The following is a 17,086-nucleotide window of genomic DNA, read 5'->3' as shown; positions in this document are numbered from 1 at the left end:
ACACATATATTAAACGTTAGCAAACATACTAAAATGAAAATAAAGCTTACCATCATAATTCTTTTTACTACACTTATTTCGTGTGCTCAAACCACTTTTGATGAAAGTTCAATTTCAAAACGAACCATTAAGGCTGTAAAAAATATTGAGGAAGTAAATCAATTAATGAGTTCAGCGGTTGGAGCTGCTGGAATGCGTCCTGAACAATGGAATAATTTTGAAGAACTGAAAAAAACTGCAACAAAAGAGGAACTAATTGAACTGACAAATCACCCAAATGGAGTTGTTAGAAGTTATTCTTTTTGGGCATTATCTCATATAAAAGATGTTGATTTATTTTCCATTGTCAAAGGGCACATAAACGATGATGAAGAAATAAGTACAATGTTTGGATGTATAATTAACAATGATAAAGTCGGAGACTTCTTCATAGATATATTGACACCAGAGTATGTTGATTTAAATTCAGAAAAAATGAATTCAACAGAATTAACAGAATTGGATAGTTTACTCATATACCAACCAAACAATTTATCCTCAAGATATTCTGCTATAAATCGAGCAAAACCAACAGAAAACCTTTATCCGAAAATTAGAGAACTGGTAATAGAAGAGAAAAACCAAAGTGCTTTGGTCACATTGGCAAAATATCAGAAAGAACAAGACATAGAAATTATTAAAAGTAATCGTTCAGAAAATGAAAAGATTGAAAGCGGATATTATCATACCTATGTTGCTATAAGTCAATTTCCAAGATCCGAATTTATTCCATTACTAGAAACCAACCTGAAAAAGACATTAGACAATACTCATTTTAGTAATGAATGGCGCGAACTATATAAAGCTATTGCTAGTTACAAAAACAAAAAAGCGGTAGAGTTGCTTAAAGTACCTTTTTCAAAAGTTGAACATCAAAACATTAAAAAATACCACATAAGATTTGTTTACGGAGCAATCCAAGAATTCCAAGACCCAATATATAATGAGCTTTATTGGAGAATTTGGGAAGAAGAAGGCAACATTTCACCAGAAATTTACAAATATCTATTTAATGAAAATCCTTCAAAAACTTACGAACTGACCAAAAAGGAAATGATAGGAAACTATCAACCACAGAAATCTGATTTTGTGCCAACCTCAAATGGAGTTGAGTTTACCGAAGGTATTTATGAAACAATGTTAAACGTTTTAACTGTAAATGACAAAGACCTTGCAAATAAAGTAATTGCAGAACAAATCTTAAATTCAAACGTTCACAATTTATCTTCATATACTTCTAAAGTAAACAAGCAGAATATTTTTATTGAACCATTGTTTGAAAGATTAGAGGACGCTTGGAATGCTCACATTTATTTAGATTTAGTCAAAACGTTAATTGAGTATGATAATAAAGAAATCAACCAGCGAATTCTAAAAACCAGAAAGCGAAATAAAAATCTGAATGAAGATTGGGGAGGAAAAGCGTTAGATAAATTGCTTGCCGAAAACGGAATTAAATAAGGTACGATTTGCTAACAATGGCTATAATTAATACGGGTTTTAGTACTTAATCAAAAGTTCAGTGTTTTTAACCAAGTCCGCCAAATCTTTTGATTTGGCTTTAGAACAAAAAAGATAAAACAAAATAAAAAGTTTTGGCTAAGTGCTTAATCGAAAGTTCACTACTTTTAATTCCCGTACTAACCATAGCCGAGACGTTATGCTACATCAAAAAAATGAAATATAAGTATCTAATATTATCCCAATTTATCTTCTTTAATTTTTTCTCTTTTTCTCAAGAAATTAAAGAGTATAAAGCAGAACAGAAAAAAGATTCGGATTTTTTTGAATACGAAGATTATGAAGCTCCTGACAAGCCTATTGGTAAACTTGTATTTCTAAAAGGTTGTAGTTGGTATTGCGGTGGTGGAGTTAGCTCATTGTCATCTTCATCCGAACTTGAAGAGAATAATGGAATTACATATTCTGCTAAAAACGCACATGATTTTGATAAAAACACTGCTTGGATTGAGGGCAAAAATGACTATGGGATTGGAGAGTTTATTGAGTACACTTTTGATTATCAAAAAACTGAAAAATACTCTGGGAATTTAGGAATTAATAGATTCTTAATTGCAAATGGTTACAAGAAGAGTTTAAAGACTTGGAAAAACAACTCTCGAGTAAAACAATTGAAAGTTTATCTCAATGACAAATTACACTCAATTATTAATCTCCTTGACTCATTTGAAATTCAAACTATAGAAATTGGGGAAACAATAATGTTTCCAAAAAATACAATAACAAAATTGAAGTTTGAAATTACTGAGGTATATGAAGGAGATAAATATGCTGATACAGCTATTAGTTTGCTAATGTTTGACGGAATTGGAGTTCATTAAAAGTAACGTAGCATAACAACACCTATGCAATAATGCAGATTTCGGGATTAATCAAAAAGCCCTCACCTATTTCGTTTGTCGCCAAAGATTTAAATTTAGTATTTTAGAAAAAATAAAAACAAAACATAAACTTTGGCTAAGTGCTCGATCGAAAACCAATGATTTTCTGCTTACGCACTACGCATAGCTAAACGTTATCTACAATTAGATCAAATGAAAATACTATCGTCCACAACATATTTATTAATAATTCTAACTATACTTAGTTGTAAACAAAACGTGACATCCGAACCTGAATCGAAATCGGAACCTAAAATTGTTCAAAAGATTAAGAAAAAAATAGAAATCCCTAGTAATGTTGACTCCGAGTTTAAGATTTTCTTTGAATTTTTCAATAAAGATTCTGCTTTTCAAATAAGTCGAATAAATTTTCCTTTAAAAATAATGGAAATGAACGGAGAGATGTCAGATGTTGAACCAAGAACAATAGAACTTCAGGATTATGAAAAAATGGATCTGACTTACGATAAATCTTTTGAAACTAGAGAATATGACAAATATACTCAAGAAGTTATATTGGACGGTTCTAAAGCGAGAATCGAACTTCGTGGAATAGACAATGGAATTCATAATGATTTTGAATTCGAAAAAGTTGACGGAAAGTGGAAAATGATTACCTGGACGGACTCATCAACATAAAAAAAATAGATAACACTATATATGTGATCATAGCAGTTAAGTGATGAATCGAGAATGGTTGTTGTATTTTTGGTTAAGCGCAATGCTGGTAAAAAGGAAAGTTAGCAACCAATGCGCAGAAAAATCGAAAAGCAAGGTAACATCTAGCCCTGCTACGACACATATATTAAACGTTATGCACAAGCATGTGTAATCTGAAAAGCAAAATGAATAATCGGACGGGATAATGGTCAAAGATCTGAGTGTTTTTGTAAAGGTAATTTCTGACACAAAAGTTCTCTCCTATCGGCATCGGGCGGAATAAAGGTCATCGCTATTTTGTGATGGTCATCGTTTAACCTAAAGTCGCAAAGCGATCGCGGGAATTTGAAAAATATAACGCAAATAGTTACGCAAGCAATCATCGCTTTGCTTAGGTAACTTTACAAAGTAACGGCTGAATAAAAAAAGCCAGTGCATAACAAGATGTATAATTCATAGCGACGGAAATTCCTAACGGAATTTCACGCAGGTTTACTAAATTTGGGCAGTTGCGGAATATTAGTTGTTGATTGTCCCGCTACGAAATCATACATTAAACGTTGTGGTTAATTAAAAATAATAATGGGATTATATGCTCCAATAGTAAAAGGTGAGATTGAAGGTCTTAAAATTGGACTAGATACGAATTTGATATTATGGGAACACACCAGAACTTTGGAATATGATAAACTTAAGGGTGAATGGCTAGTTGGGTTCGGTGTAGGATTCAATAAAGGACAAACTATAAGAAAAAAACTTACTGAAAACGTAAATGATAAAATTCTGAAGAAAAGAGTAAGTTCAATCCTATTCCTATTAGCAGAAATCCCCTACTCCGAATTTGAGACTGTTCTCTTAAATAATCTTGAAAATCTTAAAAACTGGGAATCAGAGCATCTAACCAAGGAAATTGTTTCAGAAGTAGAATCACTAATCGAACAGGATAAACTTCAACAGGCATTGACGCAAATTAAGGTGTTTTATCAAAATCAAAAAGCCTTAACAGCGTTAATGAATTACTCCCAATTACCGAATGAATTAAGCAAGTTGAGACAAAGTAAACAACGTAACGAAATTAATAATGAGGTTTACTTATTGGAAAAACAAAAAATAAAGTTTGACCTAAAAAAGTGGATCGAAATAAATAAAAACTAACCACAACACCATATATGATGTCATAGCAGCAAAGTGATCTATCGAATGGTTATTGTATTTTTGGTAAGGCGCAATGCTTGCAGAAGGTAAAAGTTAGCAACCAATGCGCAGAAAACGTCGAAAGTTAGGTAACATTTTGCTCTGCTACAACACATATATTAAACGTTGTGTGTAATGCGAAAAAAAATATGGATATAATAAATTACGAAATTAAATTAGAGAAAGTCATTAGTGATGCCATTAATTCCTCTTATCCTCATAGTTGGACAGAAGACCTGATAACGAATGAATTATTAAAATCAATAGGAGCATTTTTTAATAAACACACTTTTTCTGATAATCTGAATCGCGAGACAAAAATCAAATTTTCGGCTTATAAACTAAAAGGCAAAGCGGAAACGGAATTTGGCGACATAGCATTTCTCACTAATATTCGATTCGATAATGGATTAGAATTTAAAGGAGTTGCCAATTTTGAAGCAAAAAAAAGAATAAAAGATAGTTTTGATTATCAAAAGCAAAGTAGAAAAGACCAATATAAAACGATATGTGAAAACAAACCATATTCACAAATCTTGTTATATGATTATGAACCGATAAGTCAACACGTGAAACCAATTTATTATCTTGATGAATGGCGCAGAATGTATAGAGATGACAATAACCGACAATTAATTACTCAATGTGTTTGTTTTCCTTTATATATGGTTTCAGATGGAAAAAAAGTTAATCGGAATCATAATCGAATAGCTCATACAATGTCAGAACAATTCTGCAGAAGAATTTTTTATGGACTTGACCTTCATCTTGAGGAAGATATTAATAAGACCATTAAAGATTTTGATGCTAAAAATCATCCCAAATTTGTAGTTGATTTACAAATAACGCACGGAAATACATCGATTATGGATGATGATATGGGTAGAGGTCAATTACAAGATTTATATGAAAGACTAAAATAATACGTGGTAGCACTACACACAACATTGTATATAAAAAATAGCGCAAGTCTCTGCTAACATTAAGGCTTGAGCATTTTTGGAAAGTCACTAAATTTTTAAATTTGACGATTTCCAATAAAATAGATAAATAGTAAAATTTAAAAATTCGGCTTGTGTTTAATTCGAAAAGTTATCGCTTATTTTCAGCGCTACTTTTCATATATGGAGCCGTTGTACACAATTACGTAAATGAAAAATTATAAAATTATAATAATAGTAATTTTAAGTCTTTCCATTTTTATTGGACTTTACTTCTATTATTGCGATTTAGACAAATCGCTAAGTAAAACATCTGAAATTTTAAGACTAGGGTTCTCATTTATAACACTTATAATTGCTTTAAAAATTTATGATAGATTCGGTCTAAACAAAAAAATTGCGGAAAAAAGAACAGAAATTATCGTAGACTTATTAATAGAACTTAAAAACATCTATTTCAGAATTCATAACAAAACAAGTCAGGGTACTAGTAATGGCCCTTTTTTTCCTAAAAAAGACATAAGTAATTTTTTAACATCTTATACAAAGGAACAACTGGATTCTAAAATACTGTTCCAAATTGGAGAAAAAGATGATTATATCAAGAAAATTGAAATAATTGAAAATCATTCATTATTGCCAAAGTCAATTAGAAATAAATTAGAGTTCTTGACAAAAAAAGGAGGGCAATCTCCTACCGAAAACAAAGAACTTTATAGAGCCCGAATATACTTTTCTAAAGTTGGAGCCAAAAAATTAAATGAAGATAAATTTTGGCTAGTAGAAAATGGAAATGATTGCACTTTAAGAGAATATATTAATAAGTATAAAGATTTATTTGAAGAAATAGAAACTTGGATAGGTAAATATTCTAATCTATCGGATGAATTAAACATATAAAAACTGTGTACAACACGGTGTATAAAACATAGCTGATAATGGCAAAACCGAAAGGATTGCTCTTATTTGAAAAGACCGCCAAATTTTTAATTTGGCTTTTAAAAGAGAAAAAAATTAAAAACAAAATATAAAAATTCGGCTCTGTGTTTATCCGAAAAGTTAGTGTCTTTTTGCACGCTACGTTTCATACACAAGTCCGTTGTACACAATACGAATGAAACTCATATCTAAAATAATATTACTAGCATTTTTAACCATTTCTGGTTGTAAATCAAAACAGATTGATAAAACCGAACCAAGTCCAAAAGCACCAAAGGTTGATTTTACGGAATTCGATTTAAGAGAAAGTGATTTACCTAAACTAAAACGAGAAGTAAATGATTATGAATTTGTTTTCACACCTGAACAGTTAAAAAAATTGACCCTAATAATTCGTGAATTTGAAAAAGAAACGACTAATCAAATTGCTGTAGTTTCAATAGACTCAATTGGAAAACATACTGATTTTGACCAATTCGCAATTGACTTATCGAATTACAACGGAGTTGGACAAAAGGAAAAAGATAACGGACTGACAATTGTTTTCAGTAAAAACTTGAGAAAAATAAGAATTTCGACAGGTTATGGTACTGAAAAAATACTGACCGACGAAATCTGTAAGAAAGTAATTGACCAAACTATTATTCCTGAATTCAAAAACAGCGAATATTACAACGGAATTGAAAAAGGAATTACGGAATTAATCGCAAAATGGAAATAAAAGTACTGTGTACAACAATGTATAACCGCAATTACGGCGGATTCAACTACGTCCGAATCCACTCGGAATTGCTAATATCAGTGCTAAACCTAAAGTTAACGCATATTAACCCGTAACTGACGGTTATACGAAACCGTTAGCGGTCATTTCAGAAAACTATTCACTTTTATCTGATTCCTTAGAATTTTCAATCTTTTTTATATACTCTGTAGGAGTGACTTTTGTAATCTCTTTAAACGCTTTGTAAAAGGTAGATTTAGAATTAAATCCAACTTCATATGCTATAGAAATTAATGTAAATTCTTTATGCTTATTTTCGTTGATTCTTTGTGAAAAATCGGCAACACGATATTCATTAACCAGTTCGTAAAACTTTTTTTTATAGATGTTATTTAAAACCCATGATAACTTATTCGTTGTCGTATTAATTTCATTCGCTAAAATAGACAAACTTAATTCTGATCTACGATATCCTTTATTTTCTTCGAAGTAAGCTTTAACCAAATTTTGAATCTTATTTATTTCTTTTTTGTCAAGTTTAGTTTTCTTTTTATACTCATTTTCATTATTGGAGGGAAATCGAATTTTAAATATCTCAGGGTATTTTAGGTTATAAAAACTAACAATATAAATTTGGACACCAAAGATTAAACAGGATATGTCATGAATTAACGGCCTTTTAATCCATGTAATAAGATCGAACAATTCAAAAACACCTAGTAACCAAAAAAACATATACATTGCCAAGCAAAAGAGCATTACTTGTATGTATTCTATACTATTTGGACTAAAGGATAACTCTTTAGTTTCATTCTTCTTATAATAATTAAAAAGGCTGTAAGATTTAATCAGGTAAACGGTAATAGAGATAAAAAATGAGATTTCAATTGTTAAATATAAAGTGTCTGCGTAATTACTTAAGTTTTCTATAGAATCATAATTGTAAATATGAAAAAAACCATATATCAAATAAAATATTACTGGTAGATAATGGTAGTATGCTAAGTGGTATTTGTCATTTTCATAAAACAACAACCGACGAATATAAGTATACACCAAAGGACCAATAAAAAGATAAAAAACATTAAATAGATATCGATATTTATAGACAACATAATATCCTATTTCAGAACTAATAACCCTCTCAAGTAAGTAGAAGCTATAAATAGCTAATAAGTACTGTATAATTCTATTTGTTCCTGAATTTTTTTTCGGAATATACTGTATTGCAAAAATTAAAAAGATACACTGACCTATAATTAATATAAGGAAAAACTCATATAGAGATATATGCATTTGATTAAGATTTATTTTTGAGTTCAAATATTGTTATAATTTATTCTAACAAAAAAATAAGTTTAATACTTTATCACCCTTAAAGATTAACATTCTATTTTGCTATAATGATCTTTTCATCTAAGTATAGAGTCAAACGAAAGAACATAATCAAAAAATAGTCTGAAACTATAGTTTAGGACATTTAATGATGAAAATTCAAAACATCTTACGACCAAAAAAGTTTTCTTTACCAAAAAAACGCAAAAATATTTACAGCTCTAAATATTAAACTTTATAATCAAATTCAAAAAAACAAGTATGCTACGATTTAAACAAGTTTTAATCATATTATTAATCTTACAACCTATTTTAATTTATTCTCAAAAATCCATATCAGAGAGCGAAAAAAATATTGTGATTGAAAACATCAAAGTCTTAATCGATTCAAATTATGTTTTCAATGACAAAGTTAAGTCTATAAATAATTCATTAGATAGTTTAAATTTAACAGGGAAATATAATGATATTATAGACTACAAAAAATTCGAAAAGGTTTTAACCGATGACCTTGTAGAAGTAACCAAAGACCTTCATTTTAAAGTTCGATACCACCCCGAATATGTAAAAAATAGTCGTGAACAACTCAACCGACAGGCTGCACGCGAGAATGAAAAAAAACCTAAAAAAGAAGTAAGAATCGATTGGGACTTATGGTACGCAAAAAAAGAGAATTTTGGCTTTGAGAAAGTTGAAATACTTGGTGGAAATATCGGATATATAAAATATAACTTTTGGTACCCTTTAGAGTGGACAAAATCTACTCTTGATGCTACAATGAAATTCATCGCCAATACAGACGCATTAATAATCGATTTAACTGAAAACGGAGGCGGATATAGCCCTACTGATAGTTACTTAGGAAGTTATTTTTTTGATAAAGAATCCATATTATGGTCATCTAGCTATACTAGACCCACAGAAGAGACAGAATCCGAATACACCTTTAAAGAAGTCGGAGGAGAACGCTATCTTAATAAACTTATATTTATTTTAGTCAGTGAGGAAACTTTTTCTCTTGGAGAAAAATTCGCATATTGTATGAAACATTTTAATAAAGCAACAATCGTTGGACAAACCTCTGCTGGCGCAGCGCATGGAATTGATTATATAGAAGTAAATGATAATTTTATGATTCAACTTCCAATATCACATAATATTCATCCCATAACTCAAACAGATTGGGAAGGAACGGGTGTAATTCCCAATATAGCCACTAGCAGTAATACCGAATCTATAAAAACAACACATCTTAACGCATTAAATAAGCAAATCGAAATTTTGAAAAAACAAACAATTGTCGGGCCAATACTAAAAAGATATGAAAAAATTAAGATGGAAATAAACAACCGCTAACAATGGCTATAAGTAATTGCTTTTTCTCGCCTACTTTGGAAATTCCTGCGGAATTTTCAACTTGGTGTGTACTGGCAAAGTTAAGTGCTAATCCACGCAACTACTCATAGCCTAGACCATTATAAGTAATTTCTCAAAATATTAAGGTAACTATTTCAATATAGTAAGACACTATATAGTAAAGTCAAACTAATAAATGATTAAAAATGAAAAAAGCATCTTTAATAATAATATTATTAGGGTTCACTATTCCAATTAATGCACAATGGAATACTAACGGCAACAATTCAACAACTGGTAAAGTGACAGCTAATGACATCTTAGTCAATAACCTACATCTTGCATATGGAAATATGTCATCCAACTGGAGTCAATACAATCATTTAAAAGATAAAATGTTCATTTACACAAATAGTAGTAGTAAAGGAATGTTTTTTTCTTCGTATGGACAAGGAGCTGACATAAGATTTCAAACGGGTAATGGTTGGGATGATAGACCGTATGCTTCTTTGCTTTTATCTAATAATGGTAATATTGGAATTGGCACAATATCACCAACACAAAAACTGGAGGTTAAGGGTAATATTTTACTTAAATCCGATTCTTATGTTCATTATGCAATTGAGAGAGGAAATGGTGCAAAATCAGTATTTGGAATTATATCAAATACACACGATGGATTTATATCAAGTTCGGGCAATTTAAAATTTTTGACAAATAACAACGGAACAAATTATTTAACAAGTATGTTCATAAATAGCACTGGCAATATTGGTATAGGAACAACAAACCCTAATGGTTGGAAATTAGCTGTAAATGGTAAAATAAGAGCAAAAGAAATAAAAGTAGAAACAGGATGGTCTGACTTTGTTTTTTATGATAACTATAAACTTCCAACACTTAGTGAAGTAGAAAATCATATTAAAGAAAAAGGACATTTAAAAGGTATTCCAAGTGCAAAAGAAGTTGAAAAAAATGGAATTTTATTAGGTGAAATGGATTCTAAACTGCTTCAAAAGATAGAGGAACTTACACTTTATACTATTCAACAAGAAAAACAACTAAATAAGCAATCAAAGGAAATTTTGGAATTAAAAATACTTATGGAAAAATTACTAGAATCGAAAAAATAAAAAACTTATAACATTATATAACAAAACATAGTTGTCCTAAGGGACAACAACGTTTGTTATATTTAGCGTTGTGTGTAATTAAAAGCTACATGAAAAAAATAGTATTAATTTTTCTCTTGATAAATATTTTAACAAGCTGTGAATCGGAATCTTGTAAAATTGACTTCAAAAAAGACTCTGACTCATTTTATAAAGCAGTGAAAGATCTCAAATCTTTAAATCTGAAAATGAATAGTGAAGAGCCATATTATAGGGTCGTCAAGTCATTTAATGAATCAACAAGTCCGATTGAAACTAATCTTTTTAATCAAATTGAGTTTGTAGAATGTCATGAAGACGGAACAATCATATTTCAAGCACCAAATTGCAATAAAGAGTCTGACTTTCGTGATGTTGTACATTTTGTTGTCTATTTACCTTTAGGAAAATCTCATATTGAACGAAAAAGAAATATTGGAAAGCTTAAAAAAATAGAAGAAAAATGGTTTTCGGGAACTCACATTTCGACTTTGGCGAATTAAAAAAACTACACACAACAAGGTGTATAGTCAATAGGGCATTTAAAGGTAAATTGAAAGTTCTGTTCTTTGAGCAGGCAACGCCAAAACAAAGTTTTGACGTTTAACAAAAAAGAAAATTAAAAGTAAAAACGTTTGTTCTGGCTTGGTGGTAAACCGAAAGTGAAGTGCTTCAAACCTGCCCTACTGCCCATACACAGACCGTTGTGCGTCATTAAAAAAGAATTAATATGAGGTGGTTGGAAGATATTATTGATAGTACTTTTGATAAAATGGCAAAGGAAAAAATTTTAATGTCTACTCCTGACCCAGATATGTCCGAAGAAATGTTTGACCCAACTATTCCAATTGATAGTGATTGGAAGGGTTGGAAACCGATTCCTAGCGTATTGGATGATTCGGATTTAAACCGACTTGAGAAAATGATCGGAATTGAATTACCTCGCTCCTATCGACATTTTTTAAAATATAAGCATTTTTATGAATTAGATATTCCTGATTTTACAGTTAACTTTCCAACTCATTTACCAGATAAAAGCCTCAATGGATTTAAAGAATGGTTTTTTGAATATTACGAACCTGAACTTTTAATAGAAAAAGGACTTATTTATTTTGCGGGATTTGAGGATTATGGACTTTTATGCTTTGATTCAACGAAAAAACGAGAAAATAGTGAATATCCTATTGTCTTTATTGATCATGAGGATTTGACTAAAAAACACCATTATTCAAATGATTTTAAGGAATTAATGACCGCTGATAATGAAAGAGGAAATAGATTTATAGTGGAATTGAACGAATATTATAGAAAACAATAAACGATCGCACAACACTATATATGTGATCATAGCAGTTAAGTGATGAATCGAAAGGTTATTGCGTTTTTGGTAAGGCGCAATGCTTGCAGAAAGTAAAAATTAACAACCAATGCGCAGAAAAAGTCGATGGTTTGGTAACATTTTCTCCTGCTACGATACATATATTAAACGTTATATACAATAAATCAAATGAATAAATATTACATTATAATTCCTTTTATTTCTATTCTCTTTTCCTGTAAGCAAAGTGGAAATATTCAATCTCAATTCAATCAAATAAGTAACAATATTAAACTGACAAAAAATGAGAATCGTGCAATAGATGAAATTTTAAATTTTTATGGTGGAAATTGTGAATATACTGGTGGCTTCTTAACTTCAGATGGGAAAATCAATAAGAAATTTATTGAATTAAAAATTAGCAAGAGTGATAAATTGTATCAACTTGAGGACAAATTAGAAGTCCCCGCATCCAATATCGCATATCGATTCTATAATAATCTTAAAGATGAGAAGAAATCCTACGGTAAGATAGATGTAGCTTTTATAACCACAGACAGCTATAAAGAATCCTACTCTTTCGATATAAAAACCTTAGATTCCATACATAAAAAAGCTGTTCTAGTGAATAAAATAATAGATTCAATGAAAGTTAGTAAATATGATTTTATAGAATCACTATTAAGCAATGAACGCTATGGAAAAAGTAAAAGAAAACTGATTAATGATTTGAAAAGAATGGATAGTATTTATGGTAAAATTTCTAGCTTCAATTCTTTCGGATATGATACATATAAAACTGAAAATCAAATGAATATTATTCATATTTCAGGATTCGTAAGAAGAGGGGAGCAAAATCATGCACTAAGTCTTTATTTCGATTTCCAATCAGAAACCTCGGAAATACTTAAACTTCAAGGTGAATTATAAAAAAAGTATATAACACTATGTAAAAATGCATTAAAACGCATTTTACATTTGACGTTGTAGCCAATTTGAGAAAACTAATGAGATTTAATTTAACAGTCGTTTTTTTATTAATTATTCAATTGATTTCTTCACAAGAGAAAAAAGCTGAATTTAAAGTTCAATTAAACAATAAAGGAAAAGTTGAATTCAAATCTGACTTCAATTCGTTTGAACATAAATTTGACTTTTTCTACGAAGATGAGAATTATATAGTAAAAGATTCTTGTAGAGGCGAATTCGGTGGAACAGTTGAATTTAGAAATAAAAAGACCAACAAAGTCTACGTTTCTAAAGCTACGTGTCCATCGTCTTTAATCAAAATAGACGGAAAGTATTATCTAACGACTTCATTGGCTCATATGTCTGGATTTTCTGGAATTTATGAAATTGTTGAGCCAACAAAACTGACTGAATTAAAAGAAGACGACACTGAAAAGGATAAATTTTTTAAAAAGAAATCAGATAGTGGACTTAAAGAATTGTACAGAAATATTGGCGGAACAATACTCGTCAGCTTTCCATATAAGGATAAACTTTATTTTATAACTTCTGACAGAGACGGAACTTATCTAACTGAAAGAAAAGAATCCGAATTGATTAAAATTAAAAAGTTACTGGACTTTAAAGTTTACACTTACGAAACTGGAATTAAAATTACAGATGACAATCACTATGTCAATAATTTTCAAATTGGATATGGAAAGGAAATCGGATTTTTTGATATTAAAGATAATGTCATCAATATAAATTTATATAAATAAAAACTGGCTACAACAACATGTATAATTCATTGCTAGTTACCGCCCACTTGGAAATTCCTTCGGAATTTCCTCTGGTTCGTTTTAGTTTATTAATTTAGTTGCTGAAACACGCAACGAAATCATACACAAGACCGTTGCCAACAATACCAAAAAATGAAGAATATAATTAAAATTCTGATATTATTATCCCTGATTTCCTGTCAACAAAATGAATTGGATAAAGAAAGAATTATCGGAATTGGAAAAAAACTCACTCAAACGGAATTTACTCAAATGGATTCTAAACAAATTTCTGATATTATAATTGTAGGAAATGGATTGAGAGAAAAAATGACGGAATTACAAAAGAACACCACTGAATTTGAATTTCAAACTAAAGAAGGTGACTTTGACGAACCTTTTGGAGATAATCAAGCAGACGCAATTTTGATAATCAAAACGGACTACAAGAATATCGGAATTAGATTGCAATACGACAAAGTAAAAGACAAATATCACATTTTAGGCTGGAAAACTTTGGACAATTTCTAATTCTGAACTGAAAATAAAAAAAGTACAGTTGCCAACACTATATATGTGATCATAGCAGCTACATAATCAATCGAATGGTTGTTGTATTTTTGGTTAGACGCAATGCTTGCAGAAAGTTAAAGTTAGCAACCAATGCGCAAAAAAATCGAAAAACAAGGTAACATTTTGCTCTGCTACGACACATATATTAAACGTTGTAGCATATATGAGAAAAGCAACAATCTTCATAATATGAATAATGATTTCTAATTCAGTTATTGGACAAAATTTAAGCGGAAAATGGATTTTGAAAGACGTTGATTCTGGAAATGAAAAAAAGAGTTATCCTGGTTTTCAACTTTTGGAAATCAACGGCAACAAAGTTGACATTTATATGGATTTTTCGCTCAACGAAAAAGCATCAACATTGAAAATGGAAAATGGAGATTTATTGAACTACAACAATGAGAAAACCTCTAAGTACGAAATTGTCAATGAAAATCATATAAAATGGTTTGTCAACGGAAAGTCAAACGATAAAAATGCTGTTTTTGAGTTTGATTTTTATCGACTTAAACCGACAATCACAACTCTGAAAAAAGAAGATATTGAAAAACTGACTTTCGTCCTGACAGAAAACGGACGAGAATCGGAATTTGAATTTAACAAAGAACTTTGGGATAAAGAACGTTTAGAATTATTTAAAAGAAAAGAAGGTGAGAAAAAAATGATTGAACAAATTGATTCTACATTTTTTGTGTCAATATATTCTAATGGAAAAAGAGATGTTTCTTTCGCAATAAAGGAAGTTTCGACTAAATTATTAAAACTTTATGCAATCCCAACTGGACCAATGGAAATGATTGCGTATCGAAAATAACAAAATACATACTACAACACCATATATGTGATCATAGCAGCAAAGTGATGAATCGAATGGTTCTTGTATATTTGGTAAGGCGCAATGCTTGTAAAAAGTAAAAGTTAGCAACCAATGCGCAAAAAAAAACCGAAAAGCAAGGTAACATTTTGCTATGCTACGACACATATATTAAACGTTGTAGCCAATTAAACTGAATGCGAAAAACAGTCGAATTTATAGAAGATAGAATTAAGTGGAGAGCTTCTCAACATAATCTGCCGAATAAAACTGCATTTTTATTTGAGAACTTGACTGACGAAGTCAAAATGAAATACTTAAATCATTTTGACGAAAAAGATAGCGGAAAAATAATCTTACTATTTACGGATTCAAATAATAATTGGACAGCATTGGGAACAAAAAGAATTATTGGGTATGATGGAACAAAATTCAACTCTGTAAAATTAGATGCAATTGAAGATGTGGATTCTAAAAATCGGAAAGAATATTTCGAAAAAGCAGAAGCTGGCGAAACTAAGCTCAAAAAAATTAAAAAACGCAACGAACGCGAATTGTTAGTTATCGAATTTGACGGGAAAGAAACGATTTTTATTACGAAAAAAGGAAATGACTTATTCTCTCTCTGGAATATTATGATTATGATAACAAGATTAAATAAATAAACTGGCCACAACACCATATATGTGATCATAGCAGCAAAGTGATCAATCCAATGGTTGTTGTATTTTTGGTAAGGCGCAGTGCTTGCAGAAAGTAAAAGTAAGCATCCAATACGCAGAAAAATCGAAAAGCAGGTAACATTTTGCTCTGCTACGACACATATATTAAACGTTATAAGCAATTTCTCAAAATATAGGGGGTAACATTTCATATAAATAAGACACTTACTCTTATACATCATTCATAAACAAAATTAAAATGAAGAAAATAATATTATCACTGATGATTATAGGGAGTTCTATTGGACTTATGGCACAGAATAACAAAATTGAATCAACAGGAAATGTAGGAATAGGAACGACAAACCCAACAGCCAACTTGGAAGTTTATAGATTTGACGGACTATCTCACGCTAGAATTTTTACCAATCAACATGCTGGAATAGCAAAACTTGAAATAGCAGGTGGAGTTGCTGGATTTGGTACTGGATATTCTGGATGGAATATTTATCATTCAAGAAATCAAACAAGCAAAGACCTATACTTTAGACATGGACAAACTGGAGACCCCAATATTGTTTTTACCGATAATGGTAATTTAGGAATTGGAGTAAAAAATCCTAATGCTAACTTGGAGGTTTATAGATTTGACGGACTATCTCACGCTAGAATTTTTACCAATCAACATGCTGGAATGGCAAAACTTGAAATAGCAGGTGGAGTTGCTGGATTTGGTGCGGGATATTCTGGATGGAATATTTACCACTCGCGAAACCAAACCAATAAAGACTTATACTTTAGGCACGGACAAACTGGAGAACCAAATGTAATTTTTGCAGATAATGGAAATGTTGTCATATATGGCAAGTTAGAATCAAAAGAAGTAAAAATAAGTCTAACTCCAACGGCTGATTTCGTATTTGAAAATAATTATGATTTACCAACGCTTGAATTTATTGAAAATCACATTAAAGAGAAAAAACATTTACCAGAAATAGCTTCTGCCAGAGAAATGGAAAAAAATGGTGTAAATATTGGAGAGTTTCAAATACAATTACTTCAAAAAATAGAAGAACTGACTCTTTATACAATTTCTCAAGAGAAAAAAATCAAAATATTGGAAAAACAAACTAAGGAAATTAACGAATTAAAATCTTTGGTAAAACAATTACTAGAATCTAAAAAGTAAAGCTTATAACATTATATAACAAAACATAGTTGCTCTTCGGGACAACAAGGTTTGTTATA

The 17,086-nt window shown here is 30.3% G+C and carries 18 protein-coding genes; 17 read left to right on the top strand and 1 reads right to left on the bottom strand.

The genetic code is table 11. The annotated features are described in order from the left end of the window. Positions 1-33 precede the first annotated feature (33 nt). From D1816_RS02435 to D1816_RS02405, 7 genes are all read left to right on the top strand, one after another. Positions 34-1,500, top strand: coding sequence for a hypothetical protein (locus D1816_RS02435; RefSeq protein WP_120702480.1), 1,467 nt, complete (start codon positions 34-36; stop codon positions 1,498-1,500). A 134-nt stretch (positions 1,501-1,634) separates the two neighbouring features. After that, positions 1,635-2,381, top strand: a complete 747-nt coding sequence (locus D1816_RS02430; protein WP_147405120.1) for a hypothetical protein — start codon at positions 1,635-1,637, stop codon at positions 2,379-2,381. 279 nt (positions 2,382-2,660) lie between these two features. After that, positions 2,661-3,080 (top strand): DUF4348 domain-containing protein, encoded by a 420-nt coding sequence (locus D1816_RS02425; protein WP_162900331.1) that lies wholly within the window; start codon positions 2,661-2,663, stop codon positions 3,078-3,080. Between the two features lie 603 nt (positions 3,081-3,683). After that, on the top strand, positions 3,684-4,256 hold the full coding sequence (locus D1816_RS02420) for a hypothetical protein (protein WP_118501043.1): 573 nt from the start codon (positions 3,684-3,686) through the stop codon (positions 4,254-4,256). A gap of 188 nt (positions 4,257-4,444) precedes the next feature. Beyond that, positions 4,445-5,218, top strand: a complete 774-nt coding sequence (locus D1816_RS02415; RefSeq protein ID WP_118501042.1) for a hypothetical protein — start codon at positions 4,445-4,447, stop codon at positions 5,216-5,218. Between the two features lie 228 nt (positions 5,219-5,446). Continuing rightward, a complete protein-coding gene (locus tag D1816_RS02410; protein WP_118501041.1) occupies positions 5,447-6,136 on the top strand; it encodes a hypothetical protein in 690 nt (229 codons plus the stop codon). A gap of 214 nt (positions 6,137-6,350) precedes the next feature. Continuing rightward, on the top strand, positions 6,351-6,896 hold the full coding sequence (locus tag D1816_RS02405; RefSeq protein WP_118501040.1) for a YgcG family protein: 546 nt from the start codon (positions 6,351-6,353) through the stop codon (positions 6,894-6,896). Positions 6,897-7,052: 156 nt separating this feature from the next. On the opposite strand, the gene D1816_RS02400 is transcribed toward D1816_RS02405, so the two are convergent. After that, a complete protein-coding gene (locus D1816_RS02400; protein WP_118501039.1) occupies positions 7,053-8,192 on the bottom strand; it encodes an AraC family transcriptional regulator in 1,140 nt (379 codons plus the stop codon). 300 nt (positions 8,193-8,492) lie between these two features. On the opposite strand from D1816_RS02400, the gene D1816_RS02395 reads away from it, so the two are divergent. The 10 genes from D1816_RS02395 to D1816_RS02350 all read left to right on the top strand — a co-directional run bounded on the left by D1816_RS02395 (position 8,493) and on the right by D1816_RS02350 (position 17,027). Beyond that, on the top strand, positions 8,493-9,587 hold the full coding sequence (locus D1816_RS02395) for a S41 family peptidase (RefSeq protein WP_118501038.1): 1,095 nt from the start codon (positions 8,493-8,495) through the stop codon (positions 9,585-9,587). Between the two features lie 206 nt (positions 9,588-9,793). Then, positions 9,794-10,720, top strand: a complete 927-nt coding sequence (locus D1816_RS02390) for a hypothetical protein (protein WP_118501037.1) — start codon at positions 9,794-9,796, stop codon at positions 10,718-10,720. Positions 10,721-10,947: 227 nt separating this feature from the next. Next, positions 10,948-11,241 (top strand): hypothetical protein, encoded by a 294-nt coding sequence (locus D1816_RS02385; RefSeq protein ID WP_147405125.1) that lies wholly within the window; start codon positions 10,948-10,950, stop codon positions 11,239-11,241. A gap of 227 nt (positions 11,242-11,468) precedes the next feature. Next, positions 11,469-12,056 carry an SMI1/KNR4 family protein gene (locus D1816_RS02380; protein ID WP_118501035.1) on the top strand — a complete coding sequence of 196 codons (588 nt, stop codon included), beginning with the start codon at positions 11,469-11,471 and terminating at the stop codon, positions 12,054-12,056. Between the two features lie 189 nt (positions 12,057-12,245). Further along, positions 12,246-12,986 carry a hypothetical protein gene (locus D1816_RS02375; RefSeq protein WP_118501034.1) on the top strand — a complete coding sequence of 247 codons (741 nt, stop codon included), beginning with the start codon at positions 12,246-12,248 and terminating at the stop codon, positions 12,984-12,986. 77 nt (positions 12,987-13,063) lie between these two features. Continuing rightward, entirely contained in the window at positions 13,064-13,786 is a 723-nt protein-coding gene (locus D1816_RS02370) for a hypothetical protein (protein ID WP_118501033.1), read from the top strand. A 153-nt stretch (positions 13,787-13,939) separates the two neighbouring features. Further along, a complete protein-coding gene (locus D1816_RS02365) occupies positions 13,940-14,317 on the top strand; it encodes a hypothetical protein (protein ID WP_118501032.1) in 378 nt (125 codons plus the stop codon). A gap of 238 nt (positions 14,318-14,555) precedes the next feature. Beyond that, positions 14,556-15,176 (top strand): hypothetical protein, encoded by a 621-nt coding sequence (locus D1816_RS02360; RefSeq protein WP_118501031.1) that lies wholly within the window; start codon positions 14,556-14,558, stop codon positions 15,174-15,176. Between the two features lie 197 nt (positions 15,177-15,373). Further along, positions 15,374-15,841: a hypothetical protein gene (locus tag D1816_RS02355; protein ID WP_066316420.1), complete on the top strand. Its 468-nt coding sequence runs from the start codon at positions 15,374-15,376 to the stop codon at positions 15,839-15,841. 256 nt (positions 15,842-16,097) lie between these two features. Beyond that, a complete protein-coding gene (locus tag D1816_RS02350; protein WP_120702484.1) occupies positions 16,098-17,027 on the top strand; it encodes a hypothetical protein in 930 nt (309 codons plus the stop codon). Positions 17,028-17,086: the final 59 nt, after the last annotated feature.

It is taken from the genome of Aquimarina sp. AD10, assembly GCF_003443715.1.
Taxonomy (GTDB): Bacteria; Bacteroidota; Bacteroidia; order Flavobacteriales; family Flavobacteriaceae; genus Aquimarina; species Aquimarina aggregata.
Note: the sequence above shows the minus strand (reverse complement) of the source record. Positions and strands in the feature narration are given on the sequence as shown.